21 protein-coding genes and 1 tRNA gene are annotated in these 22,871 nt (G+C 65.1%); 13 read left to right on the top strand and 9 right to left on the bottom strand.

Annotated features, from left to right (window positions below):
* The first annotated feature begins 280 nt into the window (after positions 1-280).
* From ACIPUB_RS13330 to ACIPUB_RS13315, 4 genes are all read left to right on the top strand, one after another.
* Positions 281-1,618 carry an ABC transporter substrate-binding protein gene (locus ACIPUB_RS13330; RefSeq protein WP_407607820.1) on the top strand — a complete coding sequence of 446 codons (1,338 nt, stop codon included), beginning with the start codon at positions 281-283 and terminating at the stop codon, positions 1,616-1,618.
* A gap of 150 nt (positions 1,619-1,768) precedes the next feature.
* Positions 1,769-2,902, top strand: a complete 1,134-nt coding sequence (locus ACIPUB_RS13325; protein ID WP_407607819.1) for a carbohydrate ABC transporter permease — start codon at positions 1,769-1,771, stop codon at positions 2,900-2,902.
* Complete coding sequence (locus ACIPUB_RS13320) at positions 2,902-3,855, top strand: carbohydrate ABC transporter permease (protein WP_407607818.1); 954 nt, start codon at positions 2,902-2,904, stop codon at positions 3,853-3,855. The genes ACIPUB_RS13325 and ACIPUB_RS13320 overlap by 1 nt, the downstream gene beginning before the upstream one ends.
* Before the next feature lie 83 nt (positions 3,856-3,938).
* On the top strand, positions 3,939-4,931 hold the full coding sequence (locus ACIPUB_RS13315) for a hypothetical protein (RefSeq protein ID WP_407607817.1): 993 nt from the start codon (positions 3,939-3,941) through the stop codon (positions 4,929-4,931).
* A 26-nt stretch (positions 4,932-4,957) separates the two neighbouring features.
* Here ACIPUB_RS13315 and ACIPUB_RS13310 read toward each other — a convergent pair whose 3' ends face one another.
* From ACIPUB_RS13310 to ACIPUB_RS13285, 6 genes are all read right to left on the bottom strand, one after another.
* Positions 4,958-5,797, bottom strand: a complete 840-nt coding sequence (locus tag ACIPUB_RS13310; protein WP_407607816.1) for a glycerophosphodiester phosphodiesterase family protein — start codon at positions 5,795-5,797, stop codon at positions 4,958-4,960.
* Positions 5,798-5,871: 74 nt separating this feature from the next.
* Positions 5,872-6,702, bottom strand: a complete 831-nt coding sequence (locus tag ACIPUB_RS13305) for an HAD family hydrolase (RefSeq protein ID WP_407607815.1) — start codon at positions 6,700-6,702, stop codon at positions 5,872-5,874.
* 15 nt (positions 6,703-6,717) lie between these two features.
* Positions 6,718-7,629 (bottom strand): carbohydrate kinase family protein, encoded by a 912-nt coding sequence (locus ACIPUB_RS13300; RefSeq protein WP_407607814.1) that lies wholly within the window; start codon positions 7,627-7,629, stop codon positions 6,718-6,720.
* Positions 7,630-7,639: 10 nt separating this feature from the next.
* Positions 7,640-8,512, bottom strand: coding sequence for an alpha/beta hydrolase family protein (locus tag ACIPUB_RS13295; protein WP_407607813.1), 873 nt, complete (start codon positions 8,510-8,512; stop codon positions 7,640-7,642).
* Complete coding sequence (locus ACIPUB_RS13290; RefSeq protein ID WP_407607812.1) at positions 8,512-9,321, bottom strand: enoyl-CoA hydratase/isomerase family protein; 810 nt, start codon at positions 9,319-9,321, stop codon at positions 8,512-8,514. The genes ACIPUB_RS13295 and ACIPUB_RS13290 overlap by 1 nt, the downstream gene beginning before the upstream one ends.
* A 124-nt stretch (positions 9,322-9,445) precedes the next feature.
* Positions 9,446-10,210: a substrate-binding domain-containing protein gene (locus tag ACIPUB_RS13285; protein ID WP_407607811.1), complete on the bottom strand. Its 765-nt coding sequence runs from the start codon at positions 10,208-10,210 to the stop codon at positions 9,446-9,448.
* Between the two features lie 29 nt (positions 10,211-10,239).
* On the opposite strand from ACIPUB_RS13285, the gene ACIPUB_RS13280 reads away from it, so the two are divergent.
* The gene (locus ACIPUB_RS13280) at positions 10,240-10,626 is read left to right on the top strand and encodes a DUF5997 family protein (protein WP_407607810.1); all 387 of its coding nucleotides are present in this window, start codon (positions 10,240-10,242) and stop codon (positions 10,624-10,626) included.
* A 24-nt stretch (positions 10,627-10,650) separates the two neighbouring features.
* Here ACIPUB_RS13280 and ACIPUB_RS13275 read toward each other — a convergent pair whose 3' ends face one another.
* Positions 10,651-11,082: a universal stress protein gene (locus tag ACIPUB_RS13275; RefSeq protein WP_407607809.1), complete on the bottom strand. Its 432-nt coding sequence runs from the start codon at positions 11,080-11,082 to the stop codon at positions 10,651-10,653.
* A gap of 61 nt (positions 11,083-11,143) precedes the next feature.
* Entirely contained in the window at positions 11,144-11,842 is a 699-nt protein-coding gene (locus tag ACIPUB_RS13270) for a dienelactone hydrolase family protein (protein WP_407607808.1), read from the bottom strand.
* A gap of 267 nt (positions 11,843-12,109) precedes the next feature.
* Between ACIPUB_RS13270 and aqpZ the strand changes: the two genes are divergently transcribed.
* Positions 12,110-12,928 (top strand): aquaporin Z, encoded by an 819-nt coding sequence (aqpZ, locus tag ACIPUB_RS13265; RefSeq protein WP_407607807.1) that lies wholly within the window; start codon positions 12,110-12,112, stop codon positions 12,926-12,928.
* Between the two features lie 249 nt (positions 12,929-13,177).
* Here aqpZ and ACIPUB_RS13260 read toward each other — a convergent pair.
* Positions 13,178-13,261: transfer RNA gene (locus ACIPUB_RS13260), tRNA-Leu, on the bottom strand.
* A gap of 282 nt (positions 13,262-13,543) precedes the next feature.
* On the opposite strand from ACIPUB_RS13260, the gene ACIPUB_RS13255 reads away from it, so the two are divergent.
* The 7 genes from ACIPUB_RS13255 to pknB are packed head-to-tail and all read left to right on the top strand — an operon-like array spanning position 13,544 to position 22,762.
* Entirely contained in the window at positions 13,544-14,290 is a 747-nt protein-coding gene (locus ACIPUB_RS13255; RefSeq protein WP_407607806.1) for an FhaA domain-containing protein, read from the top strand.
* Positions 14,287-14,769, top strand: a complete 483-nt coding sequence (locus ACIPUB_RS13250) for an FHA domain-containing protein (RefSeq protein WP_407607805.1) — start codon at positions 14,287-14,289, stop codon at positions 14,767-14,769. Before ACIPUB_RS13255 ends, ACIPUB_RS13250 begins: the two co-directional genes overlap by 4 nt.
* Before the next feature lie 2 nt (positions 14,770-14,771).
* A complete protein-coding gene (locus ACIPUB_RS13245; RefSeq protein WP_407607804.1) occupies positions 14,772-16,193 on the top strand; it encodes a PP2C family protein-serine/threonine phosphatase in 1,422 nt (473 codons plus the stop codon).
* Positions 16,190-17,596, top strand: coding sequence for an FtsW/RodA/SpoVE family cell cycle protein (locus ACIPUB_RS13240; protein WP_407607803.1), 1,407 nt, complete (start codon positions 16,190-16,192; stop codon positions 17,594-17,596). The genes ACIPUB_RS13245 and ACIPUB_RS13240 overlap by 4 nt, the downstream gene beginning before the upstream one ends.
* Entirely contained in the window at positions 17,593-19,035 is a 1,443-nt protein-coding gene (locus ACIPUB_RS13235; RefSeq protein ID WP_407607802.1) for a penicillin-binding transpeptidase domain-containing protein, read from the top strand. Before ACIPUB_RS13240 ends, ACIPUB_RS13235 begins: the two co-directional genes overlap by 4 nt.
* Positions 19,032-20,759, top strand: coding sequence for a protein kinase domain-containing protein (locus ACIPUB_RS13230; protein ID WP_407607801.1), 1,728 nt, complete (start codon positions 19,032-19,034; stop codon positions 20,757-20,759). Before ACIPUB_RS13235 ends, ACIPUB_RS13230 begins: the two co-directional genes overlap by 4 nt.
* A gap of 17 nt (positions 20,760-20,776) precedes the next feature.
* A complete protein-coding gene (gene pknB / locus ACIPUB_RS13225; RefSeq protein ID WP_407607800.1) occupies positions 20,777-22,762 on the top strand; it encodes a Stk1 family PASTA domain-containing Ser/Thr kinase in 1,986 nt (661 codons plus the stop codon).
* The last annotated feature ends 109 nt before the right edge of the window (positions 22,763-22,871 follow it).

Genomic DNA, 22,871 nt, shown 5'->3' with positions numbered 1-22,871 from the left:
CCCAAAACTTCAAGTCAATTCGCAATTGTTACCCAGCTTTTATGGTCCCAACCCTTGAAAACCATCTATCGGCTCTACAAGATGAGCAGTAGAAGAGCCTCGAGAACTTCACCATCCAGGGGCGCTTCACCTTTATGGGGGACTTCACGGTGATCCTGCCGGGGGGACGTCCGTCCCCGCCTGCCGGTGCTGCCGCGGAGGCAGTGGCCGGCGGATCGTACTCTTCCCCCGTCCCAAATGTACCGGGCGGCAACTGCCACCCGACCGAGCAGGAGGAATGATGAAAACATCACGACGGGGAAAGGCGTACGCCTCCGTGGCGGCTCTCGGCGTAGCCGCATTGGTTCTCACAAGTTGCGGTGGCGGCCCGGGTGCCCCGGAAACCAGTCCGGCCAGCACCGGCGGCGCCACTGCCACCGGCAAGTCGGAGGTCACCCTCTACGGCACCATCGCCGATGCGGAGGCCAAGCTGCTCGAGGAGTCCTGGGCCGACTGGTCGAAGGAGAACAACATCACGATCAAGTACGAATCCTCCAAGGAGTTCGAAACGCAGATCGCCGTCCGCGCCCAGGGCGGCAACGCCCCGGACCTGGCCATCTTCCCCCAGCCGGGGCTGCTGGGCGACCTGGCCACCCGCGGATTCCTTAAGCCCGCTTCCGAAGGGGTGAAGGCGAATGTCGCCTCCGGTTGGTCCGAGGACTGGGCCAAGTACGGCACCGTCGACGGGACCTTGTATGGGGCGCCGCTCATGGCAAGCGTCAAGGGCTGGGTCTGGTATTCGCCGGCCGAGTTCAAGGAGAACGGCTGGGAAGTCCCCACCACCTGGCAGGGTTTGCTGGACTTGACCGCGCAGATCGAGCAGGACAAGGGCGAGGCTCCCTGGTGCGCAGGCTTCGGTTCAGGCGATGCCTCCGGCTGGCCGGGCACCGACTGGGTGGAAGACCTGGTGCTGCGCCAGTCCGGCAAGGACGTCTACGACCAATGGGTCGCCAACGAGGTCAAGTTCACCGATCCGCAGATCAAGTCGGCACTGGACGAGGTCGGCAAGATCCTTAAGGACCCGAAGTACGTCAACGCCGGCTACGGCGATATCACCTCCATCAATTCGACCGCCTTCGGCGACGTGGCCGACGTGATGGTCAACGGCGATTGCTCGCTGACCCACCAGGCGTCGTTCTTCAGTGGCTTCATCACCGATGCAGGCGGAAAAGTCGGACCGGATGCAGATGTGTGGGGCTTCGTCACCCCGTCCATGGACGGGGCCGGCAACTCGGTCACCGGCGGTGGCGAGATCGTCGGCGCATTCAACGACGACCCCTCGGTCGTGAAGGTGCAGGAGTACCTCTCCAGCCCCGAATGGGCCAACTCCCGGGTGAAACTCGGTGGTGTGCTCAGTGCCAACAAGGGCCTGGATCCGGCCAATGCCTCGGATCCGCTGCTTGAGGAAGCGGTGAAGATCCTGCAGGATCCGGCAACGACGTTCCGCTTTGACGCCTCGGACCTGATGCCCGGATCCGTGGGTGTCGGCACTTTCTTCAGGGGAATGGTCGACTGGATCAACGGCTCGGATTCCGAGACGGTGCTCAATCAGATCGAGAACGGCTGGCCCTCGAGCTAGCTGGCACGAGCGCCAGGTCGGGGACGGGTCCGACCCGTCCCTGACCGGGCACCACCGCCACAAGCGTTTCCGCCCCGCTTCCCTGGCCGGGTCCGCCGCCCGGTGCGGCGGACCCGGCACCGGAACTTTTCCGAAAGGCGCAACCGGATCATGACAATGTTCCTGTTATGGCTCAGCACCCTGCCCACACTGGCGCAGATCCCCATCGTCATCGGGGTGTTCCTGGCCGTGGTGGTGCTACTGCTCTTCCTCATCGAGCTGGCGCCGCGACGCGGGCGCAAATACACCATCATCCGCGCGGCTGCCTGCGTGGTGTTCCCGCTGGCAATGGTCGCGATCCTGGATTCCTACACCTGGGCCATCATCGCCGCCGGCTTCCTGGGCCTGCTGCTGTTCTGGCTTGACCTTCGCTCACGGCACGGGGCCGGGTACGTCTTCGCACTCGTGGGGTTCCTCTCCCCCGCGCTGATCCTGCTGGCTGCCGGGTTGGTCATTCCGACCATCCAGACAACCATCGCCTCGTTCATGAATTCACGCGGCACCGAATTCGTGGGGCTGGAGAACTTCGCCTGGATCTTTACCCAGCCGTCGGGCGTCCGCACGGTGCTGAACACCGTGCTGTGGGTGTTGATCGCCCCGGCGGTCTCCACCATCGCCGGACTGGCCTACGCGGTGTTCATCGACAAGTCCCGCGGCGAGAAGTTCTTTAAGGTCCTGGTGTTCATGCCGATGGCCATCTCCTTCGTCGGTGCCTCGATCATCTGGCGCTTTGTTTACACCGATCGGCCCGCCGACGCCGAACAGATCGGGCTGCTGAACCAGCTGATCGTCTGGGCAGGCGGGGAACCGGTCCGGTTCCTGCAAAACGAGCCATTGAACACCGTGGCACTGATCGTCGTGCTGATCTGGGTGCAGACCGGCTTCGCCATGGTGCTTCTCTCCGCGGCGATCAAGGGGGTGCCCATCGAGCAGCTGGAGGCCGCCGAGATCGACGGGGCCAGTGCGTGGCAGCGCTTCGCCAACGTCACGCTGCCAGGCATCCGCTCCACGCTGGTGGTCGTGCTGACCACGATCTCGATCGCCTCGCTGAAGGTCTTTGACATCGTGCGGACCATGACTGCCGGCGCAAACGACACCTCGGTGATCGCGAACGAGATGTACACCCAGTTCCGCAATTTCGAGGCCGGTCGCTCCGCGGCGTTCGCCGTCATCCTCTTCGTGATGGTGCTGCCCATCGTCATCTACAATGCCCGGCAGATCAAGATGCAAAGGGAGCTGCGCTGATGTCCACGCTTGCCAAGGCCACGCCCTTGACCCCCGAAACGGCCAACGGGTCTTCCCGGCGCCTCCGGACCGCCTCGCTGGCGAAGTCCCGGCTGACCAATAAATGGGCCACGCTCGCGGCGCTGGTGATTGCCGCGCTGTGGACCATCCCTACCATCGGCCTGCTGGTGTCCTCCTTCCGGCCGGCGCAGCTGGTGCGCACCACCGGTTGGTGGACGATCTTTGAAAACCCGGGTTTCACCACCCAGAACTACACCGACGTCCTGCAGGCCGGCAACTCACAACTGACCATGGCCGGGTCGTTCATCAACTCCATCGCGATCACCCTGCCGGCCACGGTGATCCCGCTGCTGCTGGCCACCATGGCCGCCTATGCCTTTGCCTGGATGCGCTTCCCCGGCAGGGACCTGCTCTTCATCCTGGTCTTCGCGCTGCAGATCGTACCGATCCAGATGGCGCTGGTGCCGCTGCTGCGGCTGTTCGCCGCCGGGGAGCTCTTCGGTTACCCGGTCATCGGGGCGTTCGGCCAGGCCGGCTACGCGCAGGTGTGGATCGCGCACACGATCTTCGGGCTGCCGCTGGCGATCTTCCTGCTGCACAACTTCATTGCCGAGATCCCCAACGAGATCATCGAGGCGGCCCGGGTGGACGGGGCCAGCCACGGGCAGATCTTCTTCCGGATCGTGCTGCCGCTGACCGCCCCGGCCATCGCCGCATACTCGATCTTCCAGTTCCTTTGGGTCTGGAACGACCTGCTGGTCGCGTTGATCTTCGCGGACGGCCCGGTCGCACCGATCACCAAGTTGCTGGCGGAGATCACCGGGACCCGCGGGCAGGATTGGCACCTGCTCACCGCCGGGGCGTTCCTGGCGATCATCGTGCCGCTGACGGTGTTCTTCGCCCTGCAGCGCTACTTCGTCCGCGGCCTCATGGCGGGATCCGCCAAGGGCTAGGGGGACTGGTTCGGCGGGCCAGCATTGGCCAGCTGCCTCGGCCTCACAGGAAAGCCGACGATTCACTGGCTAGGATAGTGGGCGTGGCTCAGTGGATTAAGAATTGGACGGATGGCGAATGGCGCACCGAGGTGCTCGCCTGGGTGGACATGGCCTGTGAGGCATATTCCCTCAAGCGCATAGGAGCACTTCAGGAAGCAACTTCGTCGTTCCGCGCCAAGCACCTGCGCGTTCCCACCGACTCCGGAATACTTTTCTTCAAAGCGGTGGCCCCCGGGCAGCTTTTTGAGCCGCCGGTCACCGCCGCTGCAGCCACCCTGGTCCCGGACCGGCTGGTCATGCCCCTGGCGATCGACCCGGAACGCGGCTGGATGCTCTCCCCCGACTACGGTGCAACTCTCGACGGGCTGGCCACCACCCCCGAGCTCTGGGTACGTGCGCTCGGTGCCCTGGGCGCGCTGCAGCGCGAGGTTGTCGATTCCGAGGAGGCACTCTTCGACGCGGGCCTGCAGATCCAGGATCCGGCGTGGATTCCCGAGGAGTTCAACAACGCGCTCACCCTGCATGCGTCGCTTCCCGCCGATCACCCGCTGGGCATTCCCGCCCGCGACGCCGACCACGCCTTCGCGGCCCTCAAGGACATCGAAATGGCCTGCGCGCAGCTGATCGCAGGACCGATCCCCTTGAGCCTGGAGCACGGTTCCTTCGACCGCCGCCGGGTCTTTGCGCCCACCGACGACAAGAGCGCACCGCGGATCCTGAACCTGGGCGACGCACACTGGGCGCACCCCTTTGCCTCGCTGGCCCGGCCCCTTGAGCGGATGCGCATCGACTTCCGTGCCACGGCCGACGACCCGAGGATCCTCGCGGCCATCGGCGCGTACCTTTCCGCGTGGGACGACTACGGGTCCCCCGACGAGCTCTACGAGCTGGTGGCCCCAGCCCTGCGGATTTCCCCGTTGCACACCCACGAAACCTGGCTGCAACTGCTGGCCGACGCCGACGAGCCGCAGCTGCGCCGCTGGGCGCCAAAGGTGCTCGAGCCACTGGCGTCCCTGGCGACCGCCACCACCTGAGTCCCCCGCCGGCGCGCAGTGCGCGTTCAGCCGGCCTGCCCGTTTTGCGGCCAGCAGCCGCGTTCGGCCATGACCCGGGCCAGGATGTCGGCGCGATCGCTCATGAGCCCGTCGACACCCATCTCCAGCAGCCGGTGCATGTCCGATTCCTCGTTGACGACCCACACATGGACCTGCAGCCCGGCGGCGTGGGCCTTGGAGATGAACCTCGGCGTCACCACCCGGATGGGTCCGCGACGTTCGGGGACCTGCAGGGCCGCCAGCCCCCGGAACGCCGCACGCGGCAGCCGCAGCGGACCAAGCTTGGCCAACAGCACGGCCGCCGCGGTCCCCATCACGCCCGGGCTGGCGGCGACAGCGGGTCCCGGGCGTCCCTCGCCGGCCAGCAGGTGCTGGACTTTGCGCCGGCGCCGCCCGCCGAAGGAGGCGACCAGCACCCTCGAGTGCGCGTCGTGGCCGGCAATGGCATCGGCCAGTAGCGCGGCGGAGGCGGCATCCTTCACATCGACGTTGAAGTGCGCCTGCGGGAACGCCCGGAGCAGCTGGTCGAAGGTGGGAATGGGTTCGCCGGCAATCCGCAGGCCGGAAAGTTCGGCCATGGTGCAGTCGGCCACCTTGCGCTTCTCCCCGGCAAGCCGGGCCAGGTCCTCGTCGTGGAACACCACCAGCACCCCGTCCCTGGTGGCGCGGACGTCGGTTTCCAGGTAGCCGAACCCCAGGTCGTGCGCCGCGGCGAAGGCCTTCAGCGTGTTTTCCGCCCCGTCGGGTGCGAATCCGCGGTGGGAAAATGCCAGCGGGGAGCCGGCCAGCGCGGAGCCGGCGGTGTTCAGCAGGTAGGGTGCGGTGCCGACCCGTGCGGTGCCCATCGCGTTCCCTTCATCGGTTCGGATCGAGGTGTTCGCCGCCGCCTGGCAGCGGCCGGGCCCGGGGCCCCCGTTTGCTAGCCCTGTTCCGGTACGTGGCCGTTGCGCGCAAGGATGCCCTCCAGGATGCAGGCAACCCCGTCGTCCTCGACCCCCGGCGCCCGGTAGGCGGCTGCGTCCAGCGCCGATGCGTGCCCGGAGGCCATCGCGTACCCGTGGCCGGCCCAGGCCAGCATCTGCAGGTCGTTGGGCATGTCCCCGAACGCGACGACTTCCCCCGGGTCGATCCCCAGGTCCGCGGCGTATGCGGCCAGCGCCACCGACTTGTTGACATCCACGTGCGCCATTTCCAGCAGCGAGACATCGAACGCGGAGTGGGTCACCGAGACCAGGTGGTCAAGGTCCGCGGCGACGGCTGCCATGAAGTCGTCGGCGTTCCGGGTGCGGGACTTGGCCAGGAACTTCACCACTCCCTCCTCGCGCAACGCCTCCGAGAGCAGGTCGAGGGCGTCAAAGGTTTCAAGCCGGGAGGTCTCGGCGCTGTCGGCAAAGCCGGATCCCAGGTGCAGGCCGCGGGTGGTTTCCGCGGCGAAGGTGGCGCTTGGTTCGGCGTGCAGGATGACCCGCCGGACCTCGATGAGCGACTCGGGCTCGATGGTTTCGGCGCTCAGCAGCCGCTCGGTCTCCAGGTCGTAGAGCACCGCCCCGTTGGAGCAGATCACGGTGCCCAGGTGGCCGAATGCCGCGCGGACCGGTTCGAGCCAGCGCACGGGCCGTCCGGTGACGAACACGATGTGCATGCCCGACTCGCGGGCGTGCTTGAAGGCCTCGATGGTGCGCGGGGAAATCGTCCCGTCCGCGCGAATAATGGTTCCGTCCAGGTCGCTGGCGACCAACCGCACATCCATGCCCGCTGCGCCCTGCTAGTGGATTTCGTTCCGGGTCGGCGGGTTGGCGCCGGGCCGCGAGACGGTGATGGCTGCGGCCCTGGCCGCGTAGTCAAGGATCTCGGTGAGTGTGGCGGTGTCCAGCTGGTGCAGGGCCTCGCGCCGCGCGCTGCCCAGCAGCCCGCGGACCTCAAGGGCTGAAATCATTGCCGAGATGAACGAATCCCCGGCGCCCACGGTGTCGGCGACATCGACAACCGGTGCCTTGGCGCTTGCGGTGCCGGCCTCGACCAGGCCCCACGGGCCCGCCGAACCGTAAGTGGCCACGATCATTGCCGGTCCGGAGGCCAGCCAGGCCGCCGCTGTCTCCTCGACGCTGCGGTGCGGGTAGAGCCATTCCAGGTCGGAGTCCGAGGCCCGCACCACGTCGGCAAGCGCCACGAAGCGTTCGACGTTCGCGACGGCCTGGCGGTGGTCGGTGATCAGCGAAGGCCGGATGTTGGGGTCGTAGGTGATCGTGGCGTGCGGGCGGGCCGCCTCGATGAGGCGCAGCACCTTGCCCGCGCCCGGTTCCACGAGCGTGGCCAGCGAACCGGTGTGAACCAACCGGGCGTCGGCCAGCGCCGGGGTGTCCGCGGGCAGCTCCGGCAGGTCCCAGTGCACGTCAAAGGTGTAGCTGGCGGCGCCCACGGGATCCAGGATGCCACGCGCGGTGGAGGTCGGGTGGTCGTCGGGTCCGCAGATGTGGCGCACGTCGTTCGATTCCAGCGCGTGCTGGATCTTCGCGCCGTATTCGTCGTCCCCCCAGCGTCCAATGAATGTCACGGGGTGCCCCAGCTTGGCCAGGCCCACCGCGACGTTCAGCGGGCTGCCGCCGACGAAGGTCCGTGGCGCGCTGATGCCGCCGGAAAGCACATCGACCAGGGCCTCGCCTATGACCGTCAGCACATCGGGCTCCTCATCGTTTTTCCGGGGGTGACGACTTCAATATACCGGTCGGTAGCCGGTGGGGAGGCAGTTTGTGAGGCTCCTCGCCCCGCGCAGCGCCGCCGCCGACTTCCAGCAGGGCCTCCACGGTGGCCTCCCAGGCGGGGTCGCCCGGGGAGATCAGCCCGTAGTGGTCCCCGTCGTACTCCCGGTAGTCGACGCGCGCCCCGGCAGCCAGGGCCCGGGAGGCGAAGGAGCGGGCCAGTTCCACCGGCACGTCGGCGTCCGCCCGGCCGTGCAGCATCACCAGCGGCACCGCGGGCAAGTCGCGGGCGGCGGGATCGGCAGCCAGCCAGGCCTCTGCGCCGGATTCCGGGGAACAGCCCATCAGCTCGCCCGCCGCGTCGTTGCCCAGGGACAGCCGATGGGCCAGGCCCAGGTCAAGCACCCCTGCCTGCGACACCACCCCGTCCAGGGACCTGCTGCCCTCCGGCAGCGCGCCGGGAGCACCGGCGGGCAGCAGCGAGCGGCCCGCGGCCCAGAGAGCCAGGTGCCCGCCGGCCGAATGCCCGATGCCGATCCGGGGGCCGTCCTCGATGCCCGCCTGGGCCAGCGCTGCACCCAGCGCGTCGATGCCGGCGGCGACGTCCAAGAAGGTCTCCGGATAGCCGCCGTCTCCCCCGGCCATGCGGCGGTATTCAAGGTTCCATGCCACGATGCCGCGGGCGGCCAGGTCTGCCGCCAGCGGGCGGCCGAGTTCGGCGCCATAGGCCTGTCGCCAGAAGCCTCCGTGCACGATGACGGCAACCACGTCGTGCAGCCGGGTCCCCGGCAACCACAATTCCGCGTACTGGCTGGCGTGCCGCCCGTAGACGTGCAGCACGGGTTGTGCCGCGGGAGGCACTAGCGGCCCGGGAACTCGGGGGCCGACTTCGCCACGAAGGCGGCGCGTCCCACCACCGAGTCCTCGGTCTCGAAGGCCTTGACGAAGGAGCGGGCCTCGGCCTCGAGCCCGTCGACCACGTTCAGCCCGGCAATCTCGTTGAGCGCGTTCTTCACGTTGGCCACCGCGGTCGGGGCCTTGCCGGCGATTTCCGCGATGGTTTCCTCGGCGGCGGCGAGCAGCGCCGCGTTGTCCTCAAGCACCCGGTTCACCAGCCCGATGCGCAGTGCCTCGGCGGCCTTGATGCGGCGGCCGGTGTAGATCAGTTCGCGGGCCATGCCGATGCCCACGCGTTGCTGCAGGCGCACGGATCCGCCGAAGCCCGGAACCAATCCGAGGTTGACCTCCGGCTGGCCGAAGCTGGCGTTCGCCGAGGCGTAGAGGAAATCGCAGGCCATGGCCAGCTCGCAGCCACCGCCCAGGGCGAAGCCGTTGACGGCGGCGATCACGGGTACCGGCAGCGCCTCCAGGCGCAGGGTAACCTCGTGCATGCGCCGCCCGTAGGCCAAGGCGGCCTCGGGGTCCATGGCGTTCATCTCCACGATGTTGGCACCGGCCACGAAGGACTTCTCCCCGGCACCGGTGATGACAACACCGCGCACCTGCCAGCGGGCGTCGGTGCCGATGCCGGCCAGTACCCCGGTCAGCGCATGCAGGTCCTCGACCACGGCGGCGGCCAGCGCATTCATCGAGGCCGGCTGGTTGATGGTCACGAGCAGGGCATTGCCGCGCTGCTCGACGAGCAATGTCTCGTAGGTCCCGAAATCCATGTGCACTCCCTTGTGATTGGCGTCTCTAAACCAGCGTCTCATGTTTGCCCCGGCACCGCCCCGTTGGCGCGCAGGTGAGACCGTGTTTAAGCCAGCACGGGCGGTTGCGGGACGGGGCGCCGGATCAGCGCTTGCGCCCCCGGGAGGCAGGCTTCGACCCGCGCTTGGCACCCGGGCGACCCGCGCGTGCGCCCGACTTCTTCTGGGCGTTCTTGGCGCTTTTCGCGTTCTTGGCAGCCTCGGAGTCCGCGGCCTGCCGCTTCTTGCGCGCCTCTGCGGCTTGCTCTTGCTGCTTCTGTGCCACCGATGCCTGCCGTGAGGAATTTTCCCCGCGGCCGCGCACCACCCCGATGAATTCCTCGATCACCGGGTCGGCGGGGTTGTCGCCCTCCGGTGCCAGCCAGGCGATGCCGATGACGGTCTCCGGGACTCCCGACAACTCCTTGTGCACGACGTCCTTGCGGCTGTGCAGTCGCGCCACGCCCAGGGGCAGCACCAGCAGGCCCGCCCCGGAGGAGCACACCTCCATGGCCATGGCCGTCCCGCCGACGGATTCCGGGTAGTCGGCAAGGTCCAGGAAGTTCTCGTTTTGGATCTCGGCGAGGGGCACCACATCCTCATGCAGCTCGATGTCGTGGTCCTTTGGAGCACAGACGACCTGTTGCTCCTCATAGAGCGGTATCACGTGGATCGCGGGGGTCTTGGGCGAGGAGCCTGCGGCAAAGCGGACGAAGACGATGTCCGATTCGCCGTTCTGCAGGCGCGCCAAGATCTCCTCGCCGTCGTAGCGCAGGGCAAGCAAGGGGTTTTGTGGATAGCGTTCGTTCCACCGGCTCAGCCATTTGCCGGGCGTGACACCCGGTACATAGGCGATTTTTAGTCCTGTCACTACCCCAGCGTACCGGTACGCTTGTTCACATGAGCGAGAAAACCCCACAGAACATGAAGCCGGCGACTGCCGCAAAGAAATTGGGCATCTACCTGCCCGCAGCTCCGGCCGAGTTCCAGGAGGGTCTGGTTTCCCGGGCCGAGCTCGACGAATTGCTGGCCAGCCCGCCCGCATGGCTTGAGGAATTGCGGGCCAACGGCCCGCATCCGCGCCCGGTCGTGGCGCACAAGTTGAATGTCTCGATTTCCGGCCTTGCACGCGCGGAAATCACCGAGGCCCTGACCACCAAGGAAATCGAGGCGTTGCTGGCCGATCGTCCGGAGTGGCTGCAGGAAGAGCGTGCCTCGCTCGCCGCGGTGCGCGCCGAGGAAAAGCGTGTCCGTGATGCTGCGGCCGCCAAGGGCGACCGCAGCTAACCACGATTCACTATCGTGCGGTGACTACTTGACCGTCTTGACGATGTAGACATCGCACGGGGCTGCGTGTGCCACGGAGGTGGCCACGGAGCCAAGGACGCGGCCCAGGCCCTTCATGCCGACGTTGCCGACCACGATCAGCGTGGCGTCGAGGCGTTCGGCCTCGGCAACCAGCACTTCCTGCGGCTTTCCGTGAGCCGCGCTTGCGGTGATCTTCGCGGTTGGCTCGGAGATGCGCAGGCCGGCAGCGCACTGTTCCGCGACCTTCCCTGCCTGCTCCGCGTCGTCAAGGATCCAGGTGTCGGTGCCGATCTTCACGACTTCGGTGTTGTCCGAGGTGTGGGCCGTCACCACGACGAGTTCCGCATCCATGCTGGTGGCGATGCGCGCCGCGCGTTCGGCTGCCCGCTGTGCGGTCTCGCTGCCGTCAACACCGACGATGATGGTTTCTGCCATGTTCTGACGCTCCTTTTGGTGTGGCCACCTGCGGCGGCCGGGGTTGGTTGGGAAAAATTGGCTAGGAAATATTCTGCCGGAGGAAGTCCACTGACCGGTCCCATGCCAGGCGCGCGGCCTCGGGCCGGTAGTTGCCCGAAGGGTTTGCATCGTTGTGGAAGGCATGCGGGGCATCGTAGTAGTGGAACACGACCTCGGCACCGGATTCCTCGCGGATCTGGGCTTCCTGGGCATGCGCCTTCGCCACCGGGTAGGACGAGTCCTCATTGGCGTAGTGCCCCTGGACCTGGGCACGCACCCCTGCATAGCTCTGTGGAACACCCTGTCCGACGCCATAGAAGGGGACGGCGGCGGAGATTTTCTTCCCTTGCTGGGCGGCAAGGGCCAGCACAAAACCGCCGCCCATGCAGAATCCGATGGTTCCCGCGGTCAAACTGGTGACGGCTTCGAGGCCAAGCAGGTAGTCGACGGCGCCCGCCAGCAGCTTCGCACCGACTTCCTCGGGCAGCTTCGACATCATTTCCGCGGCCTCTGCCCCGTCGTGGGCGACCGATCCGCCGAAGAGATCCGGCGCAAGGGCGACGAAACCCTCGGCGGCCAAGCGGTCGGCCACGTCCCGGATGTGGTCAGTCAATCCCCACCATTCCTGGATGACGATAACGCCCGGGCCCTTGCCGGCTTCGGGCAACGCGAGATATCCGTGTGCACGCTGTCCCTCGGAGGGAAACGAAACGTTTTGGTGCGGTGTCTGGGACGCCATACTTCCGACTGCTCCTGTCCTACATGCTTCATTACCGGCGGAAACGCCCGATCTTCTCCCAGTCTATGCACCGATATGGGGCTCCTCGCCAAGAATCGCCGGTAGTTACCTCACATCGACGCCGGACCGACGAACGGCAAAACCATGGAATCCAGATGAATTTCCCCTTTCGCGTGATGAGTTTTCGCAGCGGGTAGTGACGTCGCCGCGACTTGCGGAATACCGTGTACGTGTCATGGCCGTGCGTTTTCACGTTTGGAGCCCGATATGTCCCATCCCATGTCATCGCGTTTGGCCGCCGAGTTTCTCGGCACCGGCGTACTTGTATTCGGAGGCTGCGGCGCTGCCATATTCTCAGCCAAGGTCGTCGCATCGAACACCATCAACATGGGAATCGGGTTCCTCGGGGTGGCGTTGGCCTTCGGCCTGACCGTTCTGGCCATGGTCTATGCGGTCGGCCATATCTCCGGTGGTCATTTCAACCCGGCAGTGACATTGGGCGCCGCATTGGCGGGTCGTGTCGAGTGGAAAGCGGTCCCCGCATACATGGTCACCCAGGTTCTCGGTGCGTCGGTGGCCGGCCTGGCCCTCTTTGCCATCGCCAGCGGTAAACACGGATTTGATCCAGTCTCCTCCGGCTTCGCCACCAACGGCTATGCCGACCGCTCGCCCGACGGTTACAGCATGCTTGCGGCGTTGCTGGCGGAAATCATCCTGACCGCCGTGTTCCTCTATGTCATCCTCGGGTCCACCGATGAGCGGGCGCCCCGGGGTTTTGCCGGCATTTCCATTGGCCTCACCCTGACGCTGATCCACCTGGTGTCCATCCCGATCACCAACACCTCCGTGAACCCGGCACGTTCCCTGGGTGTGGCGTGGTTTGCGGGACCGGACGCACTGGGGCAGGTATGGCTGTTCATCGCCGCACCGCTGATAGGTGCAGCCATTGCAGGAATGACCTATCCCCTGCTGTTTGCTTCGCCGCTGATTGATGCGGCCCTGCAGTCCGGGGAAGGCAAGCCGGATCCGACCCTGGCGGAGGACGCCACCAAGGCCGAGGCCATAGCGAAAAACGGCTCCAAGTAGTTCCCCCGTCCGCCGCCTGGTGCGGACAAATGGTTGCGGACCCGAGGAGCCGGGCCACCCCAAATCACAAAGGACAGGAAGATTGGACCCTTCGTGCGGTATCCGCGTCCGCGCGGCGGACGGGAGCCGCCACAGCGCTAGCCATGGTCGGCTAATTGGCCGACAACGGTGTCCACACTGCCTGCCTACTGGGCACCAACCAGAAACAAAACACCCCCCGGTCCTCAGACCGGGGGGTGTTTCTATATGTGCGCGAAGGGGGACTTGAACCCCCACGCCCTTGCGAGCACTGGCACCTGAAGCCAGCGCGTCTACCAATTCCGCCATTCGCGCATATTCACTGCGTTTCAGTCATTGACTTCAACAGCGAGATCAATCATATACACAGGTTGCCCTGAACGACTAATCGAGGGTGCCTTTGTGATCAGAGCCACGCTCGGGCAACCAATGGCACCGGTCGTTCGTTGGGGAACAGAGGGCAGCTTTCAACACATTTCGCCCCAGATGATTTTCAAGCCAAGTAGTATCGAACAAGGCGCAAGGCATCAAGGCCCTGCGACGCAATGCCAATAACCGTGCCACGACACGAGTTAGAACCAGGAAGGGAGCGAAGCGATGGGCCTCATCGACAATGTTGAGCGCGGACTTGAAAAGCTTGTCACCAGCGTCTTCCGCGGCTCCGGCAGTTCCGAGGTCAAGCCCGTGGAAATCGCTTCACGTATGCGCAACCAGATGGATGCGAAGTCGCTGACCATTTCACAGGCCCGCACCCTGGTGCCGAACCTCTTCACCATTCGCCTCTCTGACGACGATTTTGCAAGGGCACGGGAATGGGGCGCGCCGTTGGCCAGGGAACTCTGCACGACAGCCCTGGATCACGCCAAGAGCCAGGGGTACACCCTGCAGGGCGCCGTCGAGGTCAACTTTCGCAAAGACAGCGAGCTCAAGCCCGGAGACTTTGAGATCGATTCGGTCTTTTCCGAAGATTCCTCCGCCGAGGTGCGCAACTCCCCCGCCGCACCTCCGGCCCCCGCCTCTCCACCGCGTGGGGTACCCAAGACGCAGCCGGTGCTTGACATTGCCGGCCAACGATACGCCTTGAACCATCCCAACATCGTATTGGGCCGTTCCGCGGAGACCGACATCCCCATTGAGGATCCCGGAGTTTCCCGCCGGCACCTGAAGATCGAGCAGCGTGGCGCCGCGACGTGGGCGGTTGACCTGGGCTCCACCAACGGTAGCTTCGTCAACGGACAGAAGATCGTTGGTGAAACCGAGCTCCACGACGGCTCCAACATCGCCATGGGACAAACACGCATCATCTTCAGACTCCTCCCCCAATCTCAAGGAGACCGTGCGTGAACGACCTAGTGTTCACCGTGCTGCGGCTCGGATTTCTCATATTGCTCTGGCTGCTTGTCTTGAGCATCGTCGGCGCGCTTCGTCGCGACCTTGCCATTGGCGGAAGGGCAGGCGTCGGCAGCCCGTCGTCCCGGCAGATCCGCAAGAACCCCTCGTTGGCACCGCCACCGGAGGTCCCTGCCAAGCAACAGGCCAAGACCTTGTCCATCCTCGAGGGACCGCTTACGGGCCTTGAACACCAGCTCACGGCCAGCCCGATCCTGCTGGGTCGCGCCCAAGAAGCAACCATCGTGCTGGAAGACGACTATGCCTCCGGCCGCCACGCACGCCTGTTCCCCCAGGGGACCCGGTGGTTCATCGAAGATTTGGGTTCGACCAACGGAACGTTCCTGGGCGAGGCCCAGCTCACCCGTGCCCAGCCGGTTGAACTTGGCCAGAAGATCCGGATCGGCAAGACGGTCATGGAGTTGAGGCCCTAGACATGGCGTTGATGCTGAAATTTGCGGCACGAAGCGATGTTGGCAAGGTGCGGTCAAAGAATGACGACTCCGCCTATGTGGGACGCTACCTGGCCGTGGTTGCCGACGGCATGGGCGGACACGTGGGCGGCGACGTCGCCAGTGCATCCACCGTCCTGGACCTCGTCCACCTGGATGTCCCGGAGACCCCCGATGCCGAAACGGTGCTGCCCGATGAAATCCAGGCGGCAAATCTGGTCCTGAACGAACTCGTGAACGCCAACCCCAAGCTGTCGGGAATGGGCACGACGGTCACTGCCATGCTACTGACCGGCGACGTACTGCAATTCGCGCACATCGGCGACTCGCGGGCATACCGTCTGAAGAACGGGGTCTTCGAGCAGATCAGCCACGACCATACGTTCGTCCAGCGCCTGGTCGACGAGGGCCGCCTGCGGCCCGAGGAAGCCGAACTGCACCCCCACAAGAACGTGCTGCTTCGGGTCCTGGGCGATTCGGATGCCAGTCCGGAACTCGATGTCAGCCAGTACCCGGTCGAGGCAGGGGAGCGCTGGATGCTGTGCTCGGACGGCTTGAACGCCGTCGTGCCCGATTCCATCACCGAACGCATCATGCGCGGCACCGCTTCCCTCGACGAAACCGTCGAGGATCTCGTTGAAACGACGCTTGCCCACGGGTCGCCCGACAACGTGACCATCGTGGTCTTCGAGGTCGTCGAGGACAGCGGCGACGAAGAGCCAGTGCCCGCCACGGACATTGCCCTGGCCGACGATCCGGCCCCGGACACCGGGCAGCTGAACATCGCTGCCGAGGGCGACCTGGAAGCCAGTGCGGCACTGATCCGCCACGAAATGGCCAAGCGCCCCCACCTCTTGGTTGGCGCGGCCGAGCTGGCCACACAAACCGGCAAGATCCCCGTCGTCACGCAGCGCTCGGGCGAAAAACGTGCAGCGGCCATCCTCACACACAAGACTCCCGCCGGCCAGGCGTCCGCCGAACAAGAGGATTTCGCGGCGCTGGACCGCAGGCCCCGACGCTGGCTTGTGCCCACGTTCCTGGCACTCATGGCCTTGATCCTGGCCGCGGTATGCGTCTGGGGGTACCTGTGGACGCAGACACAGTATTTCGTGGGCAACCAGGATGGGCGCGTGGCAATCTTCAAGGGCGTTTCACAGGACCTGGGTCCACTGAAACTCTCGCATGTTGACACGGTTACCGAGATTCCCCTTGATTCCCTTCCCGAGTACACGCAACAGCGCATTGATTCGGCACTCCCGGCACGGGACCTGGCACATGCCCAGACAATTGTCGGGGAGCTGCTGGTGACAGCCAAGCAACGCTGCCCGGTGGTCGTTCCGGAAAACCCGGGTGAGGCCGGCACCCTTCCGATCCTGCCCCCTTACTGCCAGGAGATCAGACCGTGAGCGAGCTGGAAACCGCGCCCGTCCCCCGGCGCAACATGGAATTGCTGCTGCTGCTGCTGGCCCTCGGTGTAGCCATGGGCGCCTACTATATGGTGGGCATCAACAGTGATGCCGGGCTTAGCCAGGAATTCATCTCTCAGGGCCTGGTCCTCGTCGGGCTTGCCATGGTTTTCCACGTGTTCCTGCGCATCTGGGCAAAATATGCCGATCCGGTAATACTTCCTGTGACTGTTGCCCTCAATGGCATTGGCCTGGCCATGATCCACCGCATCGACCTGGCCCGCAACGATGACCAGGCATTCCGCCAGATCCTCTGGACCGGGGTGGCGATGGCCGTGGCCTGTGTGACCTTGTGGGCCATCCGCGACCACCGGGTGCTGCGTCGCTTCACCTACATCGCCTTGGCGATCTCAGTCCTGTTGTTGTTGCTGCCCTTGATCCCAGGGGTCGGCGTGGTGCTTAACGGCGCCCGGATCTGGGTGCATTTCTTCGGCCTGTCCTTCCAGCCCGGCGAACTGGCCAAGATCACGCTGGCCATATTCTTCGCCGGCTATTTGTCCTCGAACCGGGAACTGATCCTTCTGGCAGGGCGAAAAATCGGGCCACTGCAGTTGCCCCGGTCTCGGGACCTCGGCCCCATGGTCGTGGCGTGGCTGGTGAGCATCGGGGTGTTGGTCGTCCAACGCGACCTCGGCTCCTCCATACTCTTCTTCGGCCTTTTCATGGTGATGATTTACGTCGCCACCGCCCGCGTGAGCTGGATCGTCATCGGAACAATGATGTTGGTCGGCGGCGGCACATTTGCCTACCTGACCATGAGTCACGTGACCCGGCGCATCGACGGCTGGCTCAACGCCTTCGATCCCGACATCTACCACGCCAGCGGCGGCAGCCGGCAGATTGTCGAGGGCCTCTTTGGCCTCGCGAACGGCGGGCTGATGGGCACCGGCCTGGGCAACGGCACCCCCTATATGGTTCCCCTGGCCAACAGCGACATGATCGTCGCCTCGCTGGGCGAAGAACTTGGACTCATCGGCCTGACCGCCATCGTCCTGCTCTACCTGATCCTGGTGAGCCGCGGCATGCGTGCTGCCCTAGGATCGCGAGACACCTTCGGCAAGCTGCTGGCCACGGGGCTTTCCTTCACCATCGGGTTGCAGTGCTTCGTGGTCATTGGCGGAGTCACGCGCCTGATCCCGCTCACGGGGCTCACCACGCCGTTCATGGCTGCCGGCGGCTCGTCCCTGCTCTCGAACTGGATCATTGTCGCTTTGCTGTTGTTGATTTCGCATAATTCCCGCCGCCCCATGCTTTCCGGGGTCTCGGCCACGGCAGAGGTGGCCACCAAGGCGCCGCGTCGTTCCCCGGGCCTGCTCTGGCCGCGAAAGGAGTCCCAGCGATGAACCAAGCCATCCGCAACACCTGGATCGCCGTCATGCTGCTGTTCGTGCTGTGCCTCGGTGCGCTGAGCTACGTCCAGTTCCTGGCATCGGAGGACCTCAACGACAATGCGCTGAACAAGCGCCAGCTCTTCCGTGAATTCGACCTTCCGCGCGGCGCCATCCTGGTTGACGGCAAGCCCATTGCCGAGTCCGAACCCTCCGAAGGGCAGTTCAAGTACCAGCGCGTCTACACCGATCCGGAACTTTATTCCCACCTGACCGGCTTCTATTCGCTGGCCAACGGTTCAACGCAACTCGAATCGGTGATGAACGAGGAATTGACCGGCCAAAGCCAGGACCAGTTCTTTGACCGCATGATCAACCTCTTCTCGGGCAAGGCAACCGAGGGCGCCTCGGTCGAGCTCACCATCGACGGAGAGCTGCAGGAGTTCGTCTACGACCTGATCCCCGATGGAACCCTCGGAACCATCATTGTGTCGGAGCCCAAGACCGGGAACATTCTGGCCATGGCGTCCAAGCCCAGTTATGACACCAACAAGCTGGCGGTGCACAGCTCCGGCCAGGCCGCCGCGAACATGAAGGAACTTCTGACGGTTCCGGGCCTGAGCCCGTACCGCAACCCGGCCATCGGGAACCTCACGGCCCCGGGATCCACTTTCAAGATCTTCGACATGGTCGCAGCCCTGGAATCGGGGGAGTACAAGGCAGACACGGTCCTGAAGAACCCCTCGAGCGTGACCCTCCCAGGAACAAGAACGCCCCTGGGCAACTTCTTCGGCGGCAATTGCGCGGCGATTCCGGAGGCGACCTTCGCCGACATCGTGGCGCAAAGTTGCAACACCCCGTTCGTCGGCATCAGCGAGGAACTGGGAAGGGAGCCCTTTGAGGATGTCACCGAGCGCTTTGGTTTCGGCCAACAGCTGGAGATCCCCATGCGCGTGGTCCCCAGCGTTTTCCCTGCCGACTTGAACGCGGCGCAGCTTGGCCAGTCGGTCATCGGCGAATTCGATGTGAAGGCCACGGCAATGCAAATGAACATGGCTGCCATGGGCATTGCAAACGACGGGGTGATCATGCAGCCGAACCTGGTCAAGCAGGTCATCGCCCCGGACCTGCGGGTGCTGGCGGAAAACGAGCCCAAGGAATTCAGCACCGCGACCAGCAAGGAGATCGCCGACCAGGTGACCGACATGATGCGCGGCCCCGTCAAGAAGGGCACCGCTGTCCGGGCGCAGGTACCGGGTCTGGACATTGCCGCGAAGACCGGCACCTCGGTGCTCAAGGACAACAAGGTGAACTCCTGGATCACCGGGTTCGCCCCGGCGGACGACCCCCAGGTTGCCGTGACGATTGTGTTTGAAAAGATTGATTTCAAGACTGGTTCCTCGTTGACCAGTCCCAACCTGAAGAAGATTCTAGAGGCGGTGTTCAACCAGTGAGGCCAATTTCCGGTATCACCCTGGGCGGTCGATACAAGCTGACCGACCGTATTGCCATTGGTGGCATGGGTGAGGTGTGGAGGGCCAGGGATCAGGTCCTTGGCCGCCTGGTGGCGATCAAGATCCTGAAGGAGGAATACACCGGCGATCCCGGCTTCCTCCAGCGTTTCCGGGTCGAGGCCCGCCACACCGCCCTGCTGAACCACAATGGCATCGCCAGCGTCTTTGACTACGGCGAGGAAGAAGGATCCGCCTACCTGGTCATGGAACTGGTGCCCGGCCAGCCGCTGTCCACCATCATCGAGCGCGAACGAGTGCTCTCGCCCGACCGCACCCTGTCGATCATTTCGCAGACAGCCAAGGCACTTGCCGCTGCACACGTGCAAGGCCTGGTGCACCGCGACGTCAAGCCCGGAAACCTGTTGATGCTTCCCGACGGCCGCGTGAAGATCACCGACTTCGGCATTGCCCGCATCGCCGACCAGGTTCCGCTCACGGCAACCGGGCAGGTCATGGGAACGGCCCAGTATCTTGCCCCGGAACAGGCCACGGGCCAGCAGGCCACCGGCAGCTCGGACATCTACGCGCTGGGAGTGATCGGCTACGAGCTTTTGGCCGGGCGTCGCCCGTTCACCGGCGAGTCCCAGATCGCGATCGCCTTGGCCCAGGTCAACGACACGCCGCCGCCGTTGCCGGAGAACATCCCGGTGCCGGTCCGTTCGCTGGTGATGTCGATGCTTGCCAAGGACCCGGCAGACCGGCCGGCCGATGCAGATTCGCTGGCCGTGGCCGCAGACGCCATCCGCGCCGGCAACCCGGAGACGGCGACACTTGCCGTGCCCGGAATGCTGCTCTTTTCGGGATCGGATGCCGCCACCCAGGCCATCAACCACGCACCGGTGACCCGCGGGAACGAAACCGTTGCGCTGCCCCCTGTCGACCCGACAGTGGCGTCCCCTGCCCCCATCACCAACGCGCTGCCGCAGGTCCCTGTAGAGGGATCGGGAAGCGGTGATGCCGATTCCTTCATCGGCGCCTCGCAGCGATGGGAAGAGGAATCCGCCGGCAACTACGATCAGGACCTTGCTGATCGTCGGACCCCGGAAAAGAAGAACCGCAACCCCTGGACCATTCCGTTGATTGCGTTGATTGTCCTGGTACTCCTTGCTGTCCTCGGTGCCTGGTTGCTGCCCCTGCTGACCGGCTCCAACGATCCGGAAACCAGCCAGAGTCCCAGCACCAGCATCACTGCGGAATCAAGCACAGCCAGCAGCGAGGCGACCTCGGAGACGCCTTCCGAGACCCCGTCGCCAACGCCTACCCCCACGCCTACGCGTTCGACTCCACCCCCGGTCACCACGGTGGCCGTGCCCAACCTCTTCAGCATGGACGGGGAACAGGCCGCGGCGGCCTTGCGTGAATTGGGCTTGACGCCGAACGAAGGCGAAGCCCAGGAAAGCAACTTGGTGGCCGGCACCGTGATCGACCAGAGCCCACGGGTGGGAGTGAAGGTCGAACCTGGTACCACCATCACCTACATCCTGTCGCTTGGCCCCGCAGAGCCAACACCCACCCCGACGCCTACCCCGTCGGAAACCCCCAGCGAAACTCCGACAAGTCCTTCGGCTGACGTCGAGACCAGTGAAACCCCCGCCACCTCGTCGGCGGCCGCAGATGCCAGCCGCACGGGCTCTTCCACGGGCACGCCCGAGGCAACCAACTAGATGATGGTGTTACTACAGTGACCGAGGAACGAATTCTCAACGGCCGCTACGTCGTGGGGGAGCTCATTGGACGCGGCGGCATGGCCGACGTTCACCTGGGTGTTGACCAGATCTTGGGGCGCAAGGTCGCCATCAAGCTGCTCCGGGCCGAAATGGCGCGCGATCCCATGGTCCAGGCGCGCTTTCGGCGCGAGGCCAAGGCCGTGGCAGGGCTGAACCACCCCAACATCGTTTCCGTCTTCGACACCGGAGAGGAAAAGCAGGAATTTTCCGGTTCAACCGTTGAACTGCCCTTCATCGTGATGGAGTACGTCCGTGGACGCACCCTGCGGGACCTCATCAAGTCCGGGGAAATGACCACCGAGCTGGCCATCAAGTACGTCCTGGGCGTACTCGAGGCTTTGTCGCACTCCCATTCCATGGGAATCGTGCACCGTGACATCAAGCCGGCAAACATCATGGTCACCGAACGGGACGACCTGAAGGTCATGGATTTCGGCATTGCCCGGGCCCTGGCAGATTCTTCCAGCACCATGACCCAGACTCAGACCGTGGTGGGGACCGCCCAGTACCTGTCACCCGAGCAGGCCCGCGGGGAGGCCGTCGACGCGCGGACCGACCTGTATTCCACCGGTTGCCTGCTCTATGAAATGTTCACTGGACGGCCGCCCTTCACCGGGGATTCGCCGGTCGCGGTTGCCTATCAGCACGTGGGCGAGTACGCCCCGGCCCCCAGCACGCTGGTGCCGGACCTGGACCCGATCTTTGACTCCGTGGTGCTCAAGGCCCTGGCCAAGGACCGTGAGGACCGTTACGCGGATGCCACGGCGTTTGCCGCGGCACTGAACAACGCCCGCCAGGGAATTGCGCTGGCCCCGGAGGAACTCACCGCACCCATGCCGCAGTCGCAGGCGAACGCGGGAAACCTGGCTTCCGTTGCGCCCTTTGCCGCACCAGCCGCGGCCTTCTCCCCGCCAAGCCCCGACAGCGCCACGGCAATCTCGGTCAACCAGACCGGATACCTGGAACGGGTCGGCGGGGAAGACCGCTGGGACACTCCGCCGATCTGGGAACAGAACCTGCAGCGCGAGCTCAATGAGCATCGTGCCAGGTCCAAGCGCAACTGGACCGTGGCGATTTCGCTGGTCCTGGTCCTGGCCCTGGCTGTTTCCGGACTGTTCTTCTTCAACTGGATGCGCGCGGAGGCCGAACGCAACGCACCTGTCGCAATCCCCGCCCTGGCGGAAATGACACAGGAGAAGGCGGAAGCAACCCTCACGCAGCTGCAGCTGGTGCCGAAGGTCGAATCGGTCTTCGACGACAAGATCGAGTCCGGCCTGGTCGTGGAGTCCGATCCAGCCGCTTCCAGGGAAGTCCGCAAGGGCACCACGGTGCGGCTGATGGTCTCGAAGGGGCCGGAGGCCCGCGTCCTGCCCGAGAGCCTGGCGGGACAATCCGAGGCAGGTGCCCGCCAGGTATTACAGGACCTGGGATACGAGATCGGCATGGTTTCCCGTGTCAACCATCCCTCGATACCCTCCGACTGGCTGGTGAACACGGAGCCGAAACTGGGCAAGAAGGTCAAGGTCGGCACCAAGATCGATTTGGTCACGTCCACGGGCATGGTCAACGTCCCACAGCTCATTAATCTCACGGTTCCCGAGGCCACCAAGCTGCTTGAGGATCCCGACATCGGGCTGGGAATCACGACCACCGAGGAAGCCACCGCGGCGGCTGAACCGGGCACGATCATCGACCAGCTCCCCACCAGCGGATCGCCCACTCCGCAGGGCGGCACCGTCAGCGTCGTGGTTGCCGTGAAACCCGAGGAACCAACCCCGAGCGACCCCGCCACGGAATCTCCCAGCACCCCGGGGGAATCCACCGGCTCCACGCCGACCCCCACGCCAACGGAAACCTCCAGCAAGGGCAAAGGCAACGGAAACGGCAAGGGCCAGGACCAGGGACTGCCGCTCCCGGTACTGCCGGTGCCAAGCCCCTAGCCAGCCGGAAATCACCGCGAGGTGGATGAATCGACAAAGGGTGGCCGGGGGGGGGGGGGGGCGCTAGAGTGGGGGACCCAGCCCGGGGGGGGGGGGGGGGGGGGGGGGT

This window comes from Paeniglutamicibacter sp. ORCA_105, from assembly GCF_045798545.1.
GTDB classification, from domain to species: Bacteria; Actinomycetota; Actinomycetes; order Actinomycetales; family Micrococcaceae; genus Paeniglutamicibacter; species Paeniglutamicibacter sulfureus.
The sequence above is the reverse complement of the archived record's forward strand: the minus strand, read 5'-3'. Positions and strand labels throughout refer to the sequence as shown.